The sequence below is a fragment of the Bradyrhizobium sp. BRP22 genome, assembly GCF_020194175.1.
Classification (GTDB): domain Bacteria; phylum Pseudomonadota; class Alphaproteobacteria; order Rhizobiales; family Xanthobacteraceae; genus Bradyrhizobium.
Genome location: NZ_JADYVX010000023.1, coordinates 97,837 through 115,775 on the forward strand (window position 1 = coordinate 97,837; position 17,939 = coordinate 115,775).

Sequence of the window (17,939 nt, forward strand, 5' to 3'; positions counted from 1 at the left end):
TCATGCGACTGACTGGGGGAACGTCGTCCCGGCTGGGCGCCAGTTGGGACGGAAGGGGCACCAATTTTGCGTTGTTCTCCGCGAATGCGGAGAAGGTCGAGTTATGCCTGTTCGACAGCCAGGGCCGGCGCGAGCTCGAACGCATCGAGCTGCCCGAGCGTACCGAGGACGTCTGGCACGGCTATCTCAACGACGTCTCGCCGGGCCAGCTTTACGGCTATCGCGTCTACGGCCCCTACGCGCCGGAGCGCGGTCATCGATTCAATTCCAACAAGCTGTTGCTCGATCCCTATGCCAAGCGGATCGCCGGGCGGCTGGTGTGGAGCGACGCGCATTTCGCCTACCGCACCGGCAGCGCGCGCGAGGATCTTTCCTTCGACCGGCGCGACAATGCGCGCGGCATGCCGAAGGCGGTCGTCGTCGACGAGACCTTCAATTGGGGCCGCCGCGAAATTCGCCCCAACACCCCTTGGGAAGACACGATCATCTACGAGGCCCATGTCAAGGGACTGACGCAGAAGCGCGAGGATGTGGCTCCCAACCTGCGCGGCACCTATGGCGGACTGTCCTCGCCCGCGATGATCAACCATCTCAAGCGGCTCGGCGTCACCAGCATCGAACTGTTGCCGATCCACGGACTGATCGATGATCGCATCCTAGTCGAGAAGAAGCTCGCCAACTATTGGGGCTACAATACACTGGCCTTCTTCGCGCCGGAGCCGCGCTACGCGCAGGATAATGCGCTCGATTCCTTCCGCACCACGGTGGCACGCTTGCACGATGCCGGCATCGAGGTGATGCTCGACGTCGTCTACAACCACACCGCCGAGGGCAACCAACTGGGCCCGACGCTATCGTTCCGCGGCATCGACAACGCCTCGTATTACTGGCTGAAGCCGGACAACCCGCGCTACTACGACGACTTCACCGGCTGCGGCAATTCGGTCAGGCTCACCCATCCGCGCGTGTTGCAGATGGTGATGGACTCGTTGCGCTACTGGGTCGAAGTCTGCCATGTCGACGGATTCCGCTTCGATCTCGCCACCACGCTGGCGCGCGGGCCGAACGGCTATGAGCGCAATGCCTCCTTCCTCACCGCGGTCAGGCAGGATCCGGTGCTCGCCACCGTCAAGCTGGTCGCCGAACCCTGGGACCTCGGCCTCGGCGGCTATCAGGTCGGCGCCTTTCCCTCGCAATGGTCGGAATGGAACGACCGCTATCGCAGCGCGATGCGGCGCTATTGGAGCGGCGAAGGGAGCCTGATCGGCGACATCTCCAGCCGCATGACGGCGTCATCGGACCTGTTCAATCACGACAACCGCGCGACGCGCGCGAGCATCAACCACATCACCGTGCATGACGGTTTCACGCTGATGGACCTCTTCAGCTACAACCAGAAGCACAACGAGGCCAATGGCGAGGACAATCGCGATGGCTCCAACGACAATCACAGCAACAATTGCGGCGTTGAGGGCCCCACCGACGACCCCGATATCATCGCGCTGCGCCGTCAGCTCCGAAAGAACCAGCTCGCCTGCCTGTTGCTGGCGCAGGGAACGCCGCTCCTGCTCGCCGGCGACGAGGTCGGCAATTCGCAGAACGGCAACAACAATGCCTATTGCCAGGACAACGAGGTCGGCTGGGTCAATTGGGACAATTTCGGCGACGAAACCGAGGATTTCACCGATTTCATCGGTTATCTGACCGGGCTGCGCCGCAGATTCAGGCAGCTTCGTTCGCAGCGCTGGCTGGCCGGCCGGCGCGCCGACGGCTCCTACGGCGTCTTGTGGCTGACGCCCGCCGCGGAGGAGATGAAGGAGTCCGACTGGAATTTCCCGGAGGGACGTTTTCTCTCTTATGTGCTCGGACCGATGGAACCAGGGCAGGCGCCGATCTTTATTGTGCTGAATGCCGCACCGGAAGAAATCGCGTTCAAGATGCCTGTCATGACCGAGTACAGGAATTGGCGCCAGGTGCTCAACACCACCGAGAACAAGCAGATGCCCGTTGATATCGCATCCGGTGCCGACACCAAGGCGCCTCCTCGTTCGGTGCTCGCCTTTGCGGGCTCGGCATGAATGAGCGGCATTTCGGCCCCCTGCTGACGAAGGACGGCGCGCTATTCCGCCTGTGGGCGCCGGCGGCGAGGCGCGTCGACGTGCTGCTCGACAAGCTGCATGCGCTGACCCGCGGCGACGATGGCTGGTTCACTGCTGAAATTCCCGGCGTCGCCCGAGGGGCGCGCTACAAATTCCGCATCGATGACGAGGTCGACGTCCCCGACCCGGCTTCCGCGTTCCAGCCCGACGACGTCTTCGGCCCGAGCGAAGTGATCGATCACGACGCCTTCGCATGGCGTGCCACCGACTGGCGCGGGCGGCCGTGGCATGAGGCCGTTGTGCTGGAGGCGCATGTCGGCACCTTCACGCCCGAGGGCACCTATCGCGCCATCATCGACAAGCTCGACCATCTCGTCGAGACCGGCATCACCGCGCTCGAACTGATGCCGCTCGCCGATTTCGCAGGGACGCGCAACTGGGGCTATGACGGCGTGCTGTGGTACGCGCCCGACAGCGCCTATGGCCGGCCGGAGGATCTGAAGGCGCTCATCGACGCCGCCCATCAGCGCGGGCTGATGGTGATGCTGGATGTCGTCTACAACCATTTCGGGCCCGAAGGGAATTATCTCGGCCGCTATGCGCCCGGCTTTTTCACCGACGCGCATACGCCCTGGGGCAGCGCGATCGATTATCGCGTCAAGCAAGTGCGCGATTTCGCGATCGAAAACGCGGTGCACTGGCTGCGCGACTACCGCTTCGACGGCCTGCGCCTGGACGCCGTCAACACCATCGTGGAGGCGGGCGAAATCCCGATCCTGCACGATCTCAGCATCGCCGTCGGCAAGTTCGCGGCGGAGAGCGGCCGGCAGATCAACATGGTGCTCGAGAACAGCGACAATCGCGCCAGCCTGCTCGATGCCACTGAGGACCCGCCGCGCGGCAAATATCGCGGGCAATGGAACGACGACTATCATCACGTCTGGCACGTGATGCTGACCGGCGAGGCGCAAGGCTATTACGGCGACTATCAGGATTCGCCGCGTGGCGGCCTCGCCCGCGCGCTGGCGTCCGGCTACGTCTACCAGGGCGAGGTGTCGACCTTCTGGGGCGGCATCCCCCGCGGCGAGCCGAGCGGTGCGCTGTCGCCAACCTGTTTCGTCAACTTCCTGCAGAACCACGACCAGATCGGCAATCGCCCCTTCGGCGACCGATTGGAGAGCTTCGCCGATCCCAAGGCAATCGAGGCCGCGCTCGCGATCACGCTGCTGGCGCCGATGACGCCGATGCTGTTCATGGGCGAGGAATGGGGCTCGACGGCGCCGTTTCCGTTCTTCTGCGACTTCCACGGCGATCTCGCCCACGCCGTCCGCAAGGGCCGGCGCGAGGAATATGCCTGGGCCTACGCGAAATATGGCGACGAAGTTCCGGATCCGCTGGAGCAGTCGACCTTTCAATCGGCGGTGCTGGATTGGACGGAGCGCGACCGTGAGCCGGGGCGGACACGGCTGGCGCTGACGAGCGACCTGCTCGCGGTCCGCCACCGCGAAATCACGCCGCGGCTGGCCGGCGCCAGCTTCGGCGGGGCGCATGCGGATGACGGCCTGCTGACGGCACATTGGCGCATGGGCGATGGCAGGCTGCTGTCGCTGACCGCCAATCTCGGAGATCGCGAGATCGCGGCGCCGAAGGACCAGTCCGCCGGAACTTTGATCTGGGGCAGTGCGTTAGGCACTAACATCCCCGCTTGGTCGGTGTGCTGGCACATCGGATAGAAGAATGCCCCCCGCGATTCCGATCGCGACCTATCGGTTGCAGCTCACCGCCGATTTCGACTTCGATGCTGCCGTCGAGGTCGTCCCCTATCTCAAGGCGCTCGGCATCACGCATCTCTATGCCTCGCCGTTCATGAAGGCGCGCAAGGGTTCGGCTCACGGCTATGACGTCGTCGATCACACGCAGTTCAATCCGGAACTCGGCGGCGAAGCCGGTTTCGAGCGCTTGAATGCCGCGCTAAAGCAGCACGACCTCGGCCTGATCCTGGACTTCGTGCCCAACCATGTCGGCGTGCATTTCGACGACAATCCCTGGTGGCTCGACGTGCTCGAGTGGGGCCCCACCTCGCCGCATGCGGCCTCCTTCGACATTGACTGGGAGCAACTGCCCTACCGCGCCCGCGGCGGCGTGCTGCTGCCGATCCTCGGCTCGTCCTATGGGCAGGCGCTCGAGCGCGGCGAGATCGAGCTGCGCTACGATGCCGGAGAAGGCAGTTTCTCCGCCTGGTATTTCGAGCACCGCCTGCCGATCGCGCCGGAGCGCTACGGCGAGATACTGCGAACGATCGTGCGTGAGGCTGATGCGGCCGAGAGCGATGCCGGCAAGGCCATCCTGGAGCTCGCGTCGCGCTACAGGGGACTTCGGCATCCCAATCGGAAGGAGGCGCCGGCCTTCAAGGCGGAGCTGAAGGCGATCGCCGGCGCCGGCGAGATCATCGCGCGCGGGCTATCAACCTATCGCGCCGGCGAGGGCCGGCCTGCGCAAACGCTCGCGCTGCATCACCTGCTCGAACGCCAGCACTACAAGCTCGGCCATTGGCGGCTCGCCTCCAGCGACATCAACTACCGCCGCTTCTTCGACATCAACAATCTCGCCGGCATCCGCGTCGAGGATGCCGGCACGTTCGAGGCGATCCATCTGCTCGTGAAGCGGTTGATCGCCGAAGGCAAGCTGCAGGGGCTCCGGCTTGACCATATCGACGGACTGTTCGATCCCGCGCAGTATTGCCAGCGCCTGCGCCGCCTGATCCGCCATGCACAAGGCGGCGGACGGCCGTTTTATCTGGTGATCGAAAAGATCCTCGGCGAGCAGGAGAAGCTGCCGGCACTTGCCGGCGTTCACGGCACCACCGGCTACGAATGGATGAACGTGATCGCGCAAGTCCTGGTCGAGGGCAAGGGCCTTGAGCCGCTCGACGAGATCTGGCGCCAGATCAGCAACCGCTCGCCAAGGCTGGCGCCGGTGCTGAGAGAGGCGAAGCGCCGCGTGCTCGAGACGCTCCTGACCAGCGAGTTCACCGTGCTGTGGCGGCTGCTCGCGCGGATCGCGAACGGCCACTACTCGACCCGCGATTTTTCCGCCGACAGCCTGCGGCAGGCGCTCGAGCTCTATGTGCTGCACTTCCCGGTCTATCGCACCTATCTCACCGCCTCCGGTCCGACGCCGCACGATCGGGCCCTGATCGCCGAGACGATCACGCGGGCACGCGCCGACTGGTTCGCCGCCGACGAAGGCATTTTCGATTTCATCCAGGACGCGCTGACCATGGACCTGATCAAGCCCGGTCGCGCCGCCCACAGCGCGCCGCGCGTCCGCCGCTTTGCGCAGAAGCTGCAGCAATTCACCGGGCCGATGATGGCGAAGTCACTGGAGGACACCACCTTCTACCGCTATCATCGGCTGCTCGCGCTGAACGAGGTCGGCGGCGATCCCGCCGCGAAAGCGCTGCCGATCGACGCATTTCACGAGATGATGCAGAGGCGCGCCAACGAATGGCCGCACGGCATGACCGCGACCACGACCCACGACACCAAGCGCGGCGAGGACGCCCGCGCCCGCATCCTGGCGCTGGCGGAAATTCCCGGCGAGTGGACCAGCGCGGTGTCGCGCTGGAAAGTCCTCAATGCGCCGCATCTCGTGGTCGACGGCGAGTTTCGCGCACCGTCCGCAACCTCTGAATACATGCTCTACCAGGCGCTGCTCGGCGCGTGGCAGCCTGATGATCCCGACCTGCTCGTGCGCATGCAGGCCTATGCACTGAAGGCCTCTCGCGAGGGCAAGCAGGAAACGAGCTGGCTCAATCCGCACCAGGCCTATGAGGCCGGGGTCAAGACCTTCCTCGAGCGCATCCTGGACCGCTCGCGTTCGGCCGAATTCCTGAACGCGCTTGAAACCCTGGCGCGGCGGCTATCGCTGTTGGGCGCGCTGAACTCGCTGAGTCAGCTCACACTGAAGGCCACGCTTCCCGGCGTGCCCGACTTCTATCAGGGCACCGAGTTCTGGGACTTTTCCCTCGTCGATCCCGACAATCGCCGACCCGTGGATTTCGCCGCGCGCGCGTCGGCGCTTGCGACACTCGAAAACCCGGACTGGGCGCAGCTTGTGCGGGAATGGCCCGACGGCCGGCTGAAGCTCGCCTGGACCCGGCACCTCTTACAGCTTCGCACCGAACTGCCCGACGTGTTCACGCAAGGAAACTATCTGCCGCTGGAGGCGAGCGGGCCGCACCGCGATCATGTCGTCGCGTTCGCCCGTCAATGGGAGCGGGACGCTGTGATCATCGTCGTTGGAAAGTCCTTTGCGCCCTTCACCGAAGTCGGCCGCATCTGGCCGAAGGCGGATGCTTTCGACGGTGCGGTCACCATCAAAGGCTATGTCACCGACGCCGGCGACAACGAGCTTCCGCTCTCCACGCTGTTTCGGCATCTGCCGGTCGCGGTGCTCAAGGCGAAAGTCGCCGCCGCTTCAAGTCCGGCGCGAAAGCGCATCCGCGCTTAGACTGGATGCCATTCGATGAATCGACAGTGAGTTGGCTTCACCTCGCCCGCTTGCGGGGGAGGTCGGCGCGCAACGCCGGATGAGGGCTCGCTCCCCACGGGCAGTCCCAATGCGGAGGCACCCTCACCCCCGCCCTCTCCCGCAAGCGGGAGAGGGAGCGCAGCATTCCTTGCGGATCCGCCGCGCGTCAACTGCGCTTGGTCAGCAGCAGACGACCGCGATCGCGGATCACGGTCTGCGCGACTTCGGCAAATCGTTGCAGCAGCCAGGGCAACGTCACTTCGACCTTCACGTGATCCTCGTCGACATCGACATGGCCGGTCGCGGCCTGTCCGAGCGCGCGCACGCGAAAGATCATGCGATTGTCCTCCCAGCGCTCCTCGTCGACCTTGAGCACCGGTACACTGCTGGCGGCGCGTGAGAGTCCCGTCTTCAGGCGACGCATGGCTTCCTCGCGGCCAAGACTATGCGGAATCGAAACGATCAACGGAGCAGACATTGCAAATTTCCTCCTCTGATCAATTGCATGTAATGCCACCTCCGCCGAACAGAAGGCCGATACGTGCAGTGCAAAAGCCGGAACCTTCATGATTTCGGTTCGTTTCCCCAACCGAAGGGCAGAACGCGGCAACCAGGCCCTCCGGGCTGAGGAGACACTATATGTCAATTGGAACGATCATTCTCATCATTCTGATCATCCTCCTGCTGGGCGGCTTCAGCGGCATCGGCGGCGGACCGTTCTACGGCACCGGCTACTACGGTGGCGGTGGGCTTGGACTCGTCATCGTCATCCTGCTGATCCTGCTCTTGCTTGGGAGGATCTGATGCTGTTCTCCGCTGTCATCACCCGCGAAGGCGGGTGATCCAGTATTCCAGAGACGTCGAATGCATAAGCCGAGAAGTCACCGCTTACTGGATGCCCCGCCTTCGCGGGGCATGACCGTGCCAAGACCGTCGAATCGCTGGGGAGCAACGCGCAGCGTTGCCCACCATCCACACTCCCGCAAGCAATGGTGGGCACGCTTTCGCTTTGTCCACCCTACTTCTTCGCTGCCAGCTTCTTCATCGCCGCCTTGATCGACGAGGCGGCATCGTCATAGCCATCCCATGCCTTGCTCCTGGCCAGCAGCGACGGCACGCTGCGCACCGTGTACTTCTTCGGATCGAGGTCGCCGCGCACTTGCGCCCAGGTCAGCGGCATCGAGACGGTGGCGCCTTCGCGTGCGCGCGGCGACAACGCAGCCACCGCGGTCGACATCCGGTCGTTGCGCAGATAGTCGAGGAAGATCTTTCCTTTGCGCAGCTTCTTCGACATGTTGAGCAGATATTGATCGGGATCGTCGTCGGCCATCCACTGGCAGATCGCCTGTGCGAACGCCTTGGCCTCTTTCCAGCCCACGCGGTCCTTCGCGCCATAAGTCAATGGCGCCACGACATGCAGGCCCTTGCCGCCGGTGGTCTTGCAGAAGCTTTCGAGGCCGACGGTCGAGAGCCGCTGGCGCATGTCCTTGGCAGCCTCGACCACGTCTGAAAATGCGACGTTTGGCGCGGGATCAAGGTCGAACACCAGTCGTCCCGGCGTATCGTAGATATCAGGCGCGCAATTCCAGGGATGCAGTTCGAGCCCGCCGATCTGCGCAACCGCTGCCAATCCCTCGACGCGATCGATCTGGACATAAGGCTTACGATCGCCGGAGACCTTCGCGAGCTCCAGCAGGTTCGACATGCCCTGCATGGCATGGCGCTGGAAGAATTTCTCCCCATGGATGCCGTCGGGCGCGCGCACGATCGAGCACGGCCTGCCCTTGAGATGGACGATCATCCATTCGCCGATCGCCTCGAAATAGCGTGCGAGATCGAGCTTCGTCACCGCCTCGCCGTCGAACGCGTCGGGCCACATCTCCTTGTCGGGTTTCGAGATCACGACACCCATGACAACCGAGGATTTGTCGGCAGCCGATTTCGCAGCTCTCGCTGCAGCCTTGCCCGGCTTCGGCTCGGCGATCTCGGCTTTGGCCGGCTCCTCCGCCTCCACCTCCTTCGCCGGCTTGTCCTGGCGCAATCCCTTGAACGCGGCCTGGCGGATATTGCCGCCCTCGGTCCAGCCGGCGAATTCGATCTCGGCCACGAGATCGGGCGTCAGCCAATGGATATCGCGCGTCTTGCGCGGCGCATTCTCGCCACCGAACGGGCTCTCGTCCGACTCATGCGCCTTCAGCACCGGTAGCAGCCGGCGAACCTTGTCCTGTCCGAAGCCGGTGCCGACAATGCCGACAAAGGCGAGATGATCGCCGCGGTAGACGCCGGCCATCAGCGAACGGAATTTTCCGCTGGTGGTCTTCCAGCCGCCCAGCACCACCTCGTGACCGGCGCGGCATTTCGCCTTGGTCCACGATTCGGAGCGGCCGGAGCGGTAGGGCGCATCCAGCTTCTTGGAGACGATGCCCTCGAGCTCCAATTTGCAAGCCGATTGCAGCACCGCATCCCCGCTGCTCTCGAAATGCTCGACATATTGAATCTGCTGCTTCTTGCCTTTCCGCGCTTCCAAAAACCGCTTCAGCCGTGCCTTGCGCTCGGCCAGCGGCAGCGCACGCAAATCCTCCCCCTCGGCGAACAGGAGGTCAAAGGCGTAGAAGATCAGTTGGTCGGTGTTGCCATCGGAGATCGCTGCCTGCAGGGTCGAGAAATCCGGTGTGCCGTTCTTGTCCAGTGCGATGATCTCGCCGTCGATCATCCCGTCCGGCAGCTTGCCGCCCTCTTTCGCAATCGCACCGAACTTGTCGGTCCAATCGAGTCCCTTGCGGGTCTTGAGGGTGGCCTCGCCATCCTCGACGCGCAACTGCACGCGGTAGCCGTCGAACTTGATCTCGTGGCACCAGCCTGCCCCGCCGGGCGGACGGTCGACGGAGGTGCAGAGCTCCGGCGCGACGAAGTCCGGCATCGCGTCGATCTTCTTCGTCTTGGCTTTGGAAGCGCGCGATTTGGATGCCAGCCTGCTCGGCGACGGCGCTTTCGTTTTCGGGCGCGTCTCGCTGGTCTCCTCGCGGTTGGATTGCCAGACCGCATCGGCCTTCGCCTTGGCGCGGCCGTTCTTCGCCAGCATGAACGGCTTCGGCGCCCTGCCCTTGCCGGCGGCGATCTGCTCCATCGTGCGGCCCGAGGCGACAGAACGGTCCTCATCGAGGATGCTTTCCCCGTCGCCATCCTTGGCGTAGTCGTCGCGGTGCTTGATCAGGAGCCAATTGGTGCGCTTGCCGCCGAAGCGATCACCGCGCATCCGCACCAGCACCCAGCTTCCATGCAGCTTGTCGCCATGCAGGGTGAATTTCAGATCGCCTTTCTTGAACCCGGCTTCGGGATCGTCCGATTCCCAGTAGCCGCGATCCCACAGCATCACCGTGCCGCCGCCATACTGGCCTTCCGGAATGGTGCCTTCGAAATCGCCATAATCGAGCGGATGGTCCTCGACCTCCACCGCGAGCCGCTTGTCGTGCGGATCGAGCGACGGCCCTTTCGTCACCGCCCATGACTTGAAGACACCGTCCATTTCGAGCCGAAGATCGTAATGCAGCCGCGTGGCGTCATGCTTCTGGATCACGAAGCGCGGCTGTTTGGCGGGCGCGACCTTGGCCTTGCCGGAGGGCTCCTCGGTCTTGGAGAAGTCGCGCTTCTTGCGGTAGGTGGACAGGTTTCTCTGCAGCACGGATGCACCTCACGCAAATGGCCGCTGCCTTGCGCGGCGGTATATACCAGGAACCAAAACCCCTCGCATCGGTTGAAGTTCCCATATTGTGAAGGATCCGGAGAGTGTAATGGCCCCTCGTGCCTATTGGAAAGGCTCCTTGAAGCTGTCGCTGGTGGCATGCCCGGTGGTGCTGTACCCGGCCTCGACCGCGGTTGCGAAAACCCGCTTCCACATGATCAATAAGGAGACCGGCAACCGGCTGAAGCAGCAGATGGTGGACGCCGAGACCGGCGACGTCGTCGAAAGCGACCAGAAGGCGCGTGGCTATGAGCTCCGGAAAGGGAAGTACGTCGAGATCGAGCCGGAAGAGCTCGAGGCCGTCCAGATCGAGAGCAACCACACCATCGAGATCGAAAGCTTCGTGCCCAGGGAGGAGATCGACAAGCGCTATCTCAACCATCCCTATTACATCGCACCCGATGGCAAGGCCGGCGCTGATGCGTTTGCGGTGATCCGCGACGCGATGAAGGACCAGGACCGCGTCGCGCTGGCGCGCATCGTGCTGACCAACCGCGAGCACGTCATGGCGATCGAGCCGCTCGGCAAGGGCCTGCTCGGCACCACCTTGCGCTATCCTTACGAGTTGCGCGACGAAGCCGATTATTTCGACGATATCAAGACGCCGAAGATCACCAAGGACATGGTCGAGCTGGCGGGCCACATCCTCGACAGCAAGGCCGCCCATTTCGATCCCTCGAAATTCAAGGACGAATATGAGGACGCGCTGAAGGCGCTGGTCCGGCGCAAGGCCGCCGGCAAGACAATCGAGGTACCGGAGCCCGAGGAGCGGCCTAGCAACGTGGTCAGCCTGATGGATGCGCTGAAGCAGAGCCTGAAGGGCCGCTCGGCGGCCAAGAAACGCGGCCATTCGACCGCCCGCCGCCGCCCCTCCCATCGCCGCGCGCCACGCAAAGCCCATCGCTCGACCGCCCGCGCGCGCAAGGCGGGGTAACGACAAACGCCGTCATGACGGAATAGTCATCACCGTCATTGCGAGCGAAGCGAAGCAATCCACTCTTACCCCACTCGCGGTGCCAATGGATTGCTTCGCTTCGCTCGCAATGACGGCTGAGTACTGAGCTAGCGCTTCGCCTTGCGCTTCTTACTGCTCTTCCGCTTCTTCGTCGTCTTCTTCGAAGTCTTCCGCTTCGAAGCCTTCTTCGGCACTTTCCGGCCTTTGGCGCGTGCTTCCGAAAGCCCGATCGCGATCGCCTGCTTGCGGCTCTTGACCTTGCGGCCCGACCGGCCGCTTTTCAGCGTGCCGGACTTGCGCTTCTTCATGGCGCGCCTGACGTCGCCCGACGCTTTCCTGGAATATTTTCGTGCCATTGGCGTTCTCCCGGTTAAGGAAGATTAAGTTCCTGCCCCGGAGAAAGTTCCGCTTTTGCAACCCGCTCAGTCCGCCGCGCGCAATCGGTAGCCGATCCCAGTTTCAGTCAGCACGAATTGCGGACGCTCGGGATCGGCTTCGATCTTCTGTCGAAGCTGACGGACATAGACGCGCAGATATTGCGCATCGGTGAGTTCGTCCCACAATTCCTTCAACAGGAAACGATGCGTCAAGACCTTGCCCGCGTGCTGCACCAGCACACGGAGCAGGTCATATTCCTTCGGCGACAATTTCACCTCGCGGTCGCCGACCTTGACGATGCGGCGCACCAGATCGACCGAAAGATCTCCAGTGCGAAACACTGGCCGCTCGCCCTGCACCTGCAATTGATGCCGCAGCGCCGCGCGCAGGCGTGCCAAGAGCTCATCCATTCCGAACGGCTTGGTCAGATAATCGTCGGCGCCGAGGTCGAGCGCCTGCACCTTGCCAGCCTCGTCGCCGCGGCTCGACAGCACCACGATCGGCACGCTTTCGTTGCGGGCGCGGATCATGCGCAAGAGGTCGTGACCCTGGATATCCGGCAGACCGAGATCGAGGATGATCAGCGCCGGCCCCTGCGCGAGCATTTCCAGCCCCGTCTTGCCGTTGGAGGCTTCGAGAATCTCGTAGCCCTGCGTGCTCAGGCCCATCCGCAACAATTTACGGATCGGCGGCTCATCGTCGATGACCAGAACCTTGATCGGTATGGCGTTCATGCAGCGGTATCCAGCGCAGCGGTGGCTGCCGGAATCGGCAGCCGGATTGTCAACACGGCGCCGCTCCGGTCGGGGCGGTTGGCGGCCGAGATCGTGCCATGCATGGCTTCGACGAATCCGCGGGAGATGGCAAGACCGAGGCCAGTACCGGGACGGACGTGATCGCCCTTCTGGACGCGGTAGAACTTGTCGAAGATGCTTTCGAGTTCGGCCGGCGGAATGCCGCTGCCCTCATCCATGACCTGCAGCATGATCGCCTCCCGGTCCCGCCAGCCGCGGATCGAGATCGTGGTATCGGGCGGGGCATATTTCGCGGCGTTGTCGAGCAGGTTGAACAGCACCTGCTCGAACAGCACTGCGTCAAGCTCCAGCATCGGCAGATCGGCGGCAAGATCGAGCAGGACCTTGTGCCGCACCAGGATCTTGCCGGCGCGTCGCAGCGCGCTGCCGACGATCTCGCCGACATCATGCCGCGCCGTGTTCGGCACGATGGCGCCGGACTCGAGCTTGGTCATGTCGAGCAAATTGGCGATGAAGCGGTTCAGCCGTTCGGACTCGTCGATCACGGTCGCGATCAGGTCGTGCTTCTGCGCATCGGTGAGGTTGCCGGCGAGATCGCGCATGGTCGAGGCGGCGCCGAGCACGGAGGCCAGCGGGGTCTTCAGGTCGTGCGAGATCGAGGTCAGGAGCGCTGAGCGCAGGCGTTCGGATTCGACGGTGCGCTTGACCTTGTCCATGTCCTCGACCAACAGCACGCGCTCGATCGCGAGCGCACCCTGGTCGACCAACGCATCCAGGAGGCGCCGCTGATCCGGCGTCAGCAAGGGGCCGGTCTTGTCGTTATCGATGCCGATGGCGCCGATCAGGCCGCGACCGGTCCGCATCGGCAGGAACAGTCGCTTGGCGCCGGGCAGCGTGTCCGAACCGCGACCGGCCGGCCGATCGTTGGACCAGGCCCAGTTCGCGGCCGCGAGATCGGCATCGTCGAGCTGGTCTTCCGGCGGATAGCCGGCCTTCACCGCGAGCACGCCCTCTTCCGGCAGCAGCAGTACCACGCGCACCTTCAGCATCAGCGCGATCTGGTAGGCGGTCGCCCACAACACGTCGTCGAGCGTCGCGGTGCCCGCGAGCTTGCGGCTGAAGGCGTAGAGCGACTCGGTCATGCGCACGCGACTGATCGCAGTATCGGCCTGGATACGCACCCGCGCGGCAACGTTGGAGACCAGAAGCGCGATCAGCATGAAGAAGAAGAAGGCCGCGACATTGGTCGGATCGGTGATGGTGAAGGTGTAGACCGGCGGCAGGAAGAAGAAATTGTAGCACAGCGAGGCCACCACGCTCGTGAGCAGCGACGGCCACAGGCCATAGCGCACGGCCACCACGACCACCGCGGTAAGGAACACGAGATCGACGTTCTCGACGCCGAAACGCGGGTGAACCAGCTCGGCCGCGCCGAGCGCGAGCGCCGTGATCAGGAGCGACTTCGCGTAAGGCTGCAGGTCGAACGGCTCGGTCCGCGCCGCCGTCTGCACTGTCGGTCTACTATCGAGGCCGGCGGGCAGCTCCTCGCCAGCGATGACATGCACGCTGATGTTGCCGGCGCGCCGCACTAGGTCATGCACGACCGAGCCCCGCAGGATCTCGAACCAGCGCGAGCGCGACGACTTGCCGATCACGACATGCGTGACGTTGGTGGACTGCGCAAAATTGATCAGATCGTCGGCGATATGCCGATGCACGGCGGGAATCGTCAGCGCCTCGCCGCCGAGCGATTCGGCAAGCCGCATCGTGTCGGCGAGCCGGTCGCGCTGCTCGTCGGTGAGCTGCAGGCTGCGCCGGGTCTCGATGCTAATAGCGGTCCAGGGCGCGTGCAGGCGGTCGGACAGCCGCTTGGTGTAGCGCACGAGGCCGGCCGCGCGCGGATCCTCGCTGACGCAGACCAATATACGCTCGCCCGCAGCCCAGGGACCGGCGATGGCATTGGCCTGCATGTGGGTGAGCAGCTGCTCGTCGACCCGCTCGGCGGTCCGCCGCAGCGCCAGTTCGCGCAGCGCGGTCAGGTTGCCCGGCGAGAAATAATGCTGAAGCGCCCGCTCCGCCTGCTTGGGCACATAGACCTTACCCTCTTTCAATCGCTGGATCAGGTCGTCGGGCGTGAGGTCGATCAGCTCGATCGCATCGGCGCGGTCGAAGATCGAATCCGGTACGGTCTCGCGCACCCGCACATGCGTGATCTGCGCGACGACGTCATTGAGGCTTTCGATGTGCTGGATGTTGACGGCGGTGTAGACGTCGATGCCGTGGGAGAGCAATTCCTCGACGTCGAGATAGCGCTTCGGATGGCGGCTGCCGGGCGCGTTGGTGTGGGCGAGCTCGTCGACGATGGCAAGTTGCGGGCGGCGCGCGATCAGCGCGTCCAGGTCCATCTCTTCGAGGACCTGGTCCTTGTAGCTGATCCGCTTGCGCGGGATCACCTCGAGCCCCTGCAGCAGCGCCTCGGTCTCGGCCCGGCCGTGGGTCTCGACAAGACCCACCACCACATCGGTGCCGCCTTTGAGCTTGGCGTGCGCGCCCTGCAGCATCTCGTAGGTCTTACCGACGCCGGGGGCGGCGCCGACGAAGATCTTCAGCCGCCCGGATGCGTCGTTCTCTCGCCGGGCGGCTTCCAACAGCGCGTCCGGCGAGGGTCGCTTTTCAAGATCGCGATGCTCATTTGCCATAGGGCAAATATAGTCGCGTCATGCCATTCGTCCTAGCCGCCTTTACTTCGAAGCGCCATCCAAAGCGAGATTGAGTGCCAGGACATTCACCCTGGGCTCGCCGAGCACGCCGGCGAAGCGGCCCTTGGTGTTGGCTTCGACGAGCTGGCGGACCTGCAGCTCCGGCAGGTTGCGCGCCTTCGCCACCCGCGGCACCTGGAAGAGCGCCGCCTCCGGCGAAATATCGGGATCGAGGCCGCTTCCCGAGGTGGTGACGAGGTCGATCGGCACCGGCTGGGACGGATTTTCCGCCTTCAGCTTCTCGACGTCCTCCTTGATGCGGTCGTTCAGCGCCTTGCTGGTCGGGCCGAGGTTGGAGCCGCCGGAGTTCGCCGCGTTATATGGCGCGGACACCGTCTTGGAGGAGTCGTTCGGATCCGGCGCCAGCGTCGCCGACGGCCGGCCGTGGAAGTATTTGTCCTCCTTGAACTCCTGCCCGATCAAAGCGGAGCCGATGACCTTGCCGTCCTTCTCGATCAGGCTGCCCTGCGCCTGCGTCGGGAAGATCACGCCGGCGATGGCCGTGATCGCCAGCGGATAGGCGAGGCCCGTGACTGCCGTCAGCAGCAACAGAAGGACGATGGCGGGACGAATTTCTCTAAGCATGGTTGTCTCCTCAGGCCAGGTGCAGGGCGGCGACGACGAGGTCGATCGCCTTGATGCCGATGAAGGGAATGATGATGCCGCCCAAGCCGTAGACCAGCAGATTGCGGCGGAGCAGCGCGCCGGCGCCGATCGCGCGATAGGCGACGCCCTTCAGCGCCAGCGGGATCAGCGCGATGATAACAAGCGCGTTGAAGATGATCGCCGACAGGATGGCGCTCTGCGGGCTCGCAAGACCCATGATGTTGAGCACGCCGAGCTGCGGATAGAACGCCAGGAACATCGCCGGGATGATCGCGAAATATTTCGCGACGTCGTTGGCGATCGAGAACGTCGTCAGCGCACCGCGGGTCATCAGGAGCTGCTTGCCGATCTCGACCACTTCGATCAGCTTGGTCGGGTTGGAGTCGAGGTCGACCATGTTGCCGGCTTCGCGCGCGGCCTGCGTGCCGGTGTTCATGGCGACGCCGACGTCAGCCTGGGCGAGCGCGGGCGCGTCGTTGGTGCCGTCGCCGCACATCGCCACCAGCTTGCCCTTGGCCTGCTCGTCGCGGATCAGCTTGAGCTTGTCCTCGGGCGTGGCCTGCGCCAGGAAATCATCGACGCCGGCTTCGGCCGCGATCGCCGCCGCGGTCATCGGATTGTCGCCGGTGATCATCACGGTGCGGATGCCCATGCGGCGCAGTTCGGCGAAACGCTCGCGGATGCCGCCCTTGACGATATCCTTGAGGTGGATGACGCCAAGCAGCCGGCCGTCCTTGGCCACGGCGAGCGGCGTGCCGCCCTCCTTGGCGATCTCGTCGGCAATGCCCTGCAGTTCGCGGGCCGCGTCGGTGCTGACGCCGGCCTGGATCGCCCGCACCGCGTTGCCGCTCGCGAGCGACTGCGCGGTGCCGCCGCCGATATAGTTGAGGATCGCATCCACCGCGCCCTTGCGGACCGCGGACGAACCGGCATCGATGCCGCTCATGCGGGTCTGTGCGGTGAACGGCACGAAGGTCGCGGCAAGCTCGTGCATGTCGCGGCTGCGGATGCCGTATTTCTCCTTGGCCAGCACGACGATGGAACGGCCTTCCGGCGTCTCGTCGGCGAGCGAGGCGAGCTGCGCGGCATCGGCGAGCTCCTGCTCGGTGACGCCACGCACCGGACGGAACGCGGTCGCCTGGCGGTTGCCGAGCGTGATGGTGCCGGTCTTGTCGAGCAGCAGCGTGTCGACGTCGCCGGCGGCTTCCACCGCGCGGCCCGACATCGCCAGCACGTTGAAGCGCACCAGGCGGTCCATGCCGGCGATGCCGATCGCCGAGAGCAGCGCGCCGATCGTGGTCGGGATCAGCGTCACGAACAGCGCCACCAGCACCACGACCGAGATCGAGCCGCCGGCATAGGCCGCGTAGCTCGGGATCGTCACGGTCGCGAACACGAAGATGATGGTGAGGCCGGCCAGCAGGATATTCAGCGCGATCTCGTTCGGCGTCTTCTGCCGCTCGGCGCCTTCGACCAGGCGGATCATGCGATCGATGAAGGTCGAGCCCTGCGCCGCGGTGATGCGGACGCGGATCCAGTCGGACAGCACCTGCGTGCCGCCGGTCACCGCCGAACGGTCGCCGCCGGATTCACGGATCACGGGCGCGGACTCGCCGGTGATCGCGGCTTCGTTGACCGAGGCGACGCCTTCGATCACCTCGCCGTCGGACGGGATGATGTCGCCGGCCTCGACCAGCACGATATCGCCGACCTTGAGCGTGGTACCGGGGACGAGGCGATAGTTCCGCCCCGAACCATCCAGCAGCTTGGCCTGGCTCTCCGTTCGCGTCTTCTTCAGCGAATCCGCCTGCGCCTTGCCGCGGCCCTCGGCGACGGCTTCCGCGAAATTGGCGAACAGCACCGTGAACCAGAGCCAGAGGATGATCTGGAACGTGAAGCCGATGTTCTCCGCGCCGGTGGCGAGGTCACGCAGGAAGATCATCGTGGTGAGCGCAGCGACGATCTCGACCACGAACATCACCGGGTTCTTCGCCATCAGCCGCGGATCGAGCTTGACGAAGGACGATTTGATCGCGGGCACAAGGATCTTGGGGTCGAGCATCGTCGACGCCCTCACCTGTTTTTGCAGTTTCATGGTTTCCATGGATGTGA

General features: G+C 64.3%; 12 protein-coding genes. 5 read left to right on the forward strand and 7 right to left on the reverse strand.

From position 1 onward, the window contains the following. The first annotated feature begins 2 nt into the window (after positions 1 to 2). From glgX to treY, 3 genes are read left to right on the forward strand one after another with little or no spacing between them, the layout of a single operon-like run. Complete coding sequence (gene glgX / locus I6F35_RS25650) at positions 3 to 2,078, forward strand: glycogen debranching protein GlgX (protein ID WP_225120432.1); 2,076 nt, start codon at positions 3 to 5, stop codon at positions 2,076 to 2,078. Further along, positions 2,075 to 3,832, forward strand: coding sequence for a malto-oligosyltrehalose trehalohydrolase (treZ, locus tag I6F35_RS25655; protein ID WP_225120433.1), 1,758 nt, complete (start codon positions 2,075 to 2,077; stop codon positions 3,830 to 3,832). The genes glgX and treZ overlap by 4 nt, the downstream gene beginning before the upstream one ends. Before the next feature lie 4 nt (positions 3,833 to 3,836). Next, positions 3,837 to 6,611 (forward strand): malto-oligosyltrehalose synthase, encoded by a 2,775-nt coding sequence (gene treY, locus I6F35_RS25660; RefSeq protein WP_225120434.1) that lies wholly within the window; start codon positions 3,837 to 3,839, stop codon positions 6,609 to 6,611. Positions 6,612 to 6,798: 187 nt separating this feature from the next. Here treY and I6F35_RS25665 read toward each other — a convergent pair whose 3' ends face one another. Beyond that, a complete protein-coding gene (locus tag I6F35_RS25665; RefSeq protein ID WP_225120435.1) occupies positions 6,799 to 7,110 on the reverse strand; it encodes a polyhydroxyalkanoic acid system family protein in 312 nt (103 codons plus the stop codon). Between the two features lie 161 nt (positions 7,111 to 7,271). On the opposite strand from I6F35_RS25665, the gene I6F35_RS25670 reads away from it, so the two are divergent. After that, positions 7,272 to 7,436 carry a DUF3309 family protein gene (locus tag I6F35_RS25670; RefSeq protein ID WP_225120436.1) on the forward strand — a complete coding sequence of 55 codons (165 nt, stop codon included), beginning with the start codon at positions 7,272 to 7,274 and terminating at the stop codon, positions 7,434 to 7,436. A 214-nt stretch (positions 7,437 to 7,650) separates the two neighbouring features. On the opposite strand, the gene ligD is transcribed toward I6F35_RS25670, so the two are convergent. Then, positions 7,651 to 10,311, reverse strand: a complete 2,661-nt coding sequence (gene ligD / locus I6F35_RS25675; RefSeq protein ID WP_225120470.1) for a DNA ligase D — start codon at positions 10,309 to 10,311, stop codon at positions 7,651 to 7,653. Positions 10,312 to 10,423: 112 nt separating this feature from the next. On the opposite strand from ligD, the gene I6F35_RS25680 reads away from it, so the two are divergent. Further along, positions 10,424 to 11,308, forward strand: a complete 885-nt coding sequence (locus I6F35_RS25680) for a Ku protein (RefSeq protein ID WP_225120437.1) — start codon at positions 10,424 to 10,426, stop codon at positions 11,306 to 11,308. A gap of 128 nt (positions 11,309 to 11,436) precedes the next feature. Here I6F35_RS25680 and I6F35_RS25685 read toward each other — a convergent pair whose 3' ends face one another. The 5 genes from I6F35_RS25685 to kdpB form a co-directional block, all read right to left on the reverse strand. Beyond that, positions 11,437 to 11,685 carry a DUF6496 domain-containing protein gene (locus I6F35_RS25685; protein ID WP_225120438.1) on the reverse strand — a complete coding sequence of 83 codons (249 nt, stop codon included), beginning with the start codon at positions 11,683 to 11,685 and terminating at the stop codon, positions 11,437 to 11,439. 66 nt (positions 11,686 to 11,751) lie between these two features. Continuing rightward, positions 11,752 to 12,441, reverse strand: coding sequence for a response regulator transcription factor (locus I6F35_RS25690; RefSeq protein WP_225120439.1), 690 nt, complete (start codon positions 12,439 to 12,441; stop codon positions 11,752 to 11,754). Then, on the reverse strand, positions 12,438 to 15,161 hold the full coding sequence (locus tag I6F35_RS25695; protein WP_225120440.1) for a sensor histidine kinase KdpD: 2,724 nt from the start codon (positions 15,159 to 15,161) through the stop codon (positions 12,438 to 12,440). The genes I6F35_RS25690 and I6F35_RS25695 overlap by 4 nt, the downstream gene beginning before the upstream one ends. Positions 15,162 to 15,203: 42 nt before the next feature. Then, entirely contained in the window at positions 15,204 to 15,806 is a 603-nt protein-coding gene (locus I6F35_RS25700) for a K(+)-transporting ATPase subunit C (protein ID WP_225120441.1), read from the reverse strand. A 10-nt stretch (positions 15,807 to 15,816) separates the two neighbouring features. Further along, the gene (kdpB, locus tag I6F35_RS25705) at positions 15,817 to 17,931 is read right to left on the reverse strand and encodes a potassium-transporting ATPase subunit KdpB (protein WP_225120442.1); all 2,115 of its coding nucleotides are present in this window, start codon (positions 17,929 to 17,931) and stop codon (positions 15,817 to 15,819) included. Positions 17,932 to 17,939 lie beyond the last annotated feature (8 nt).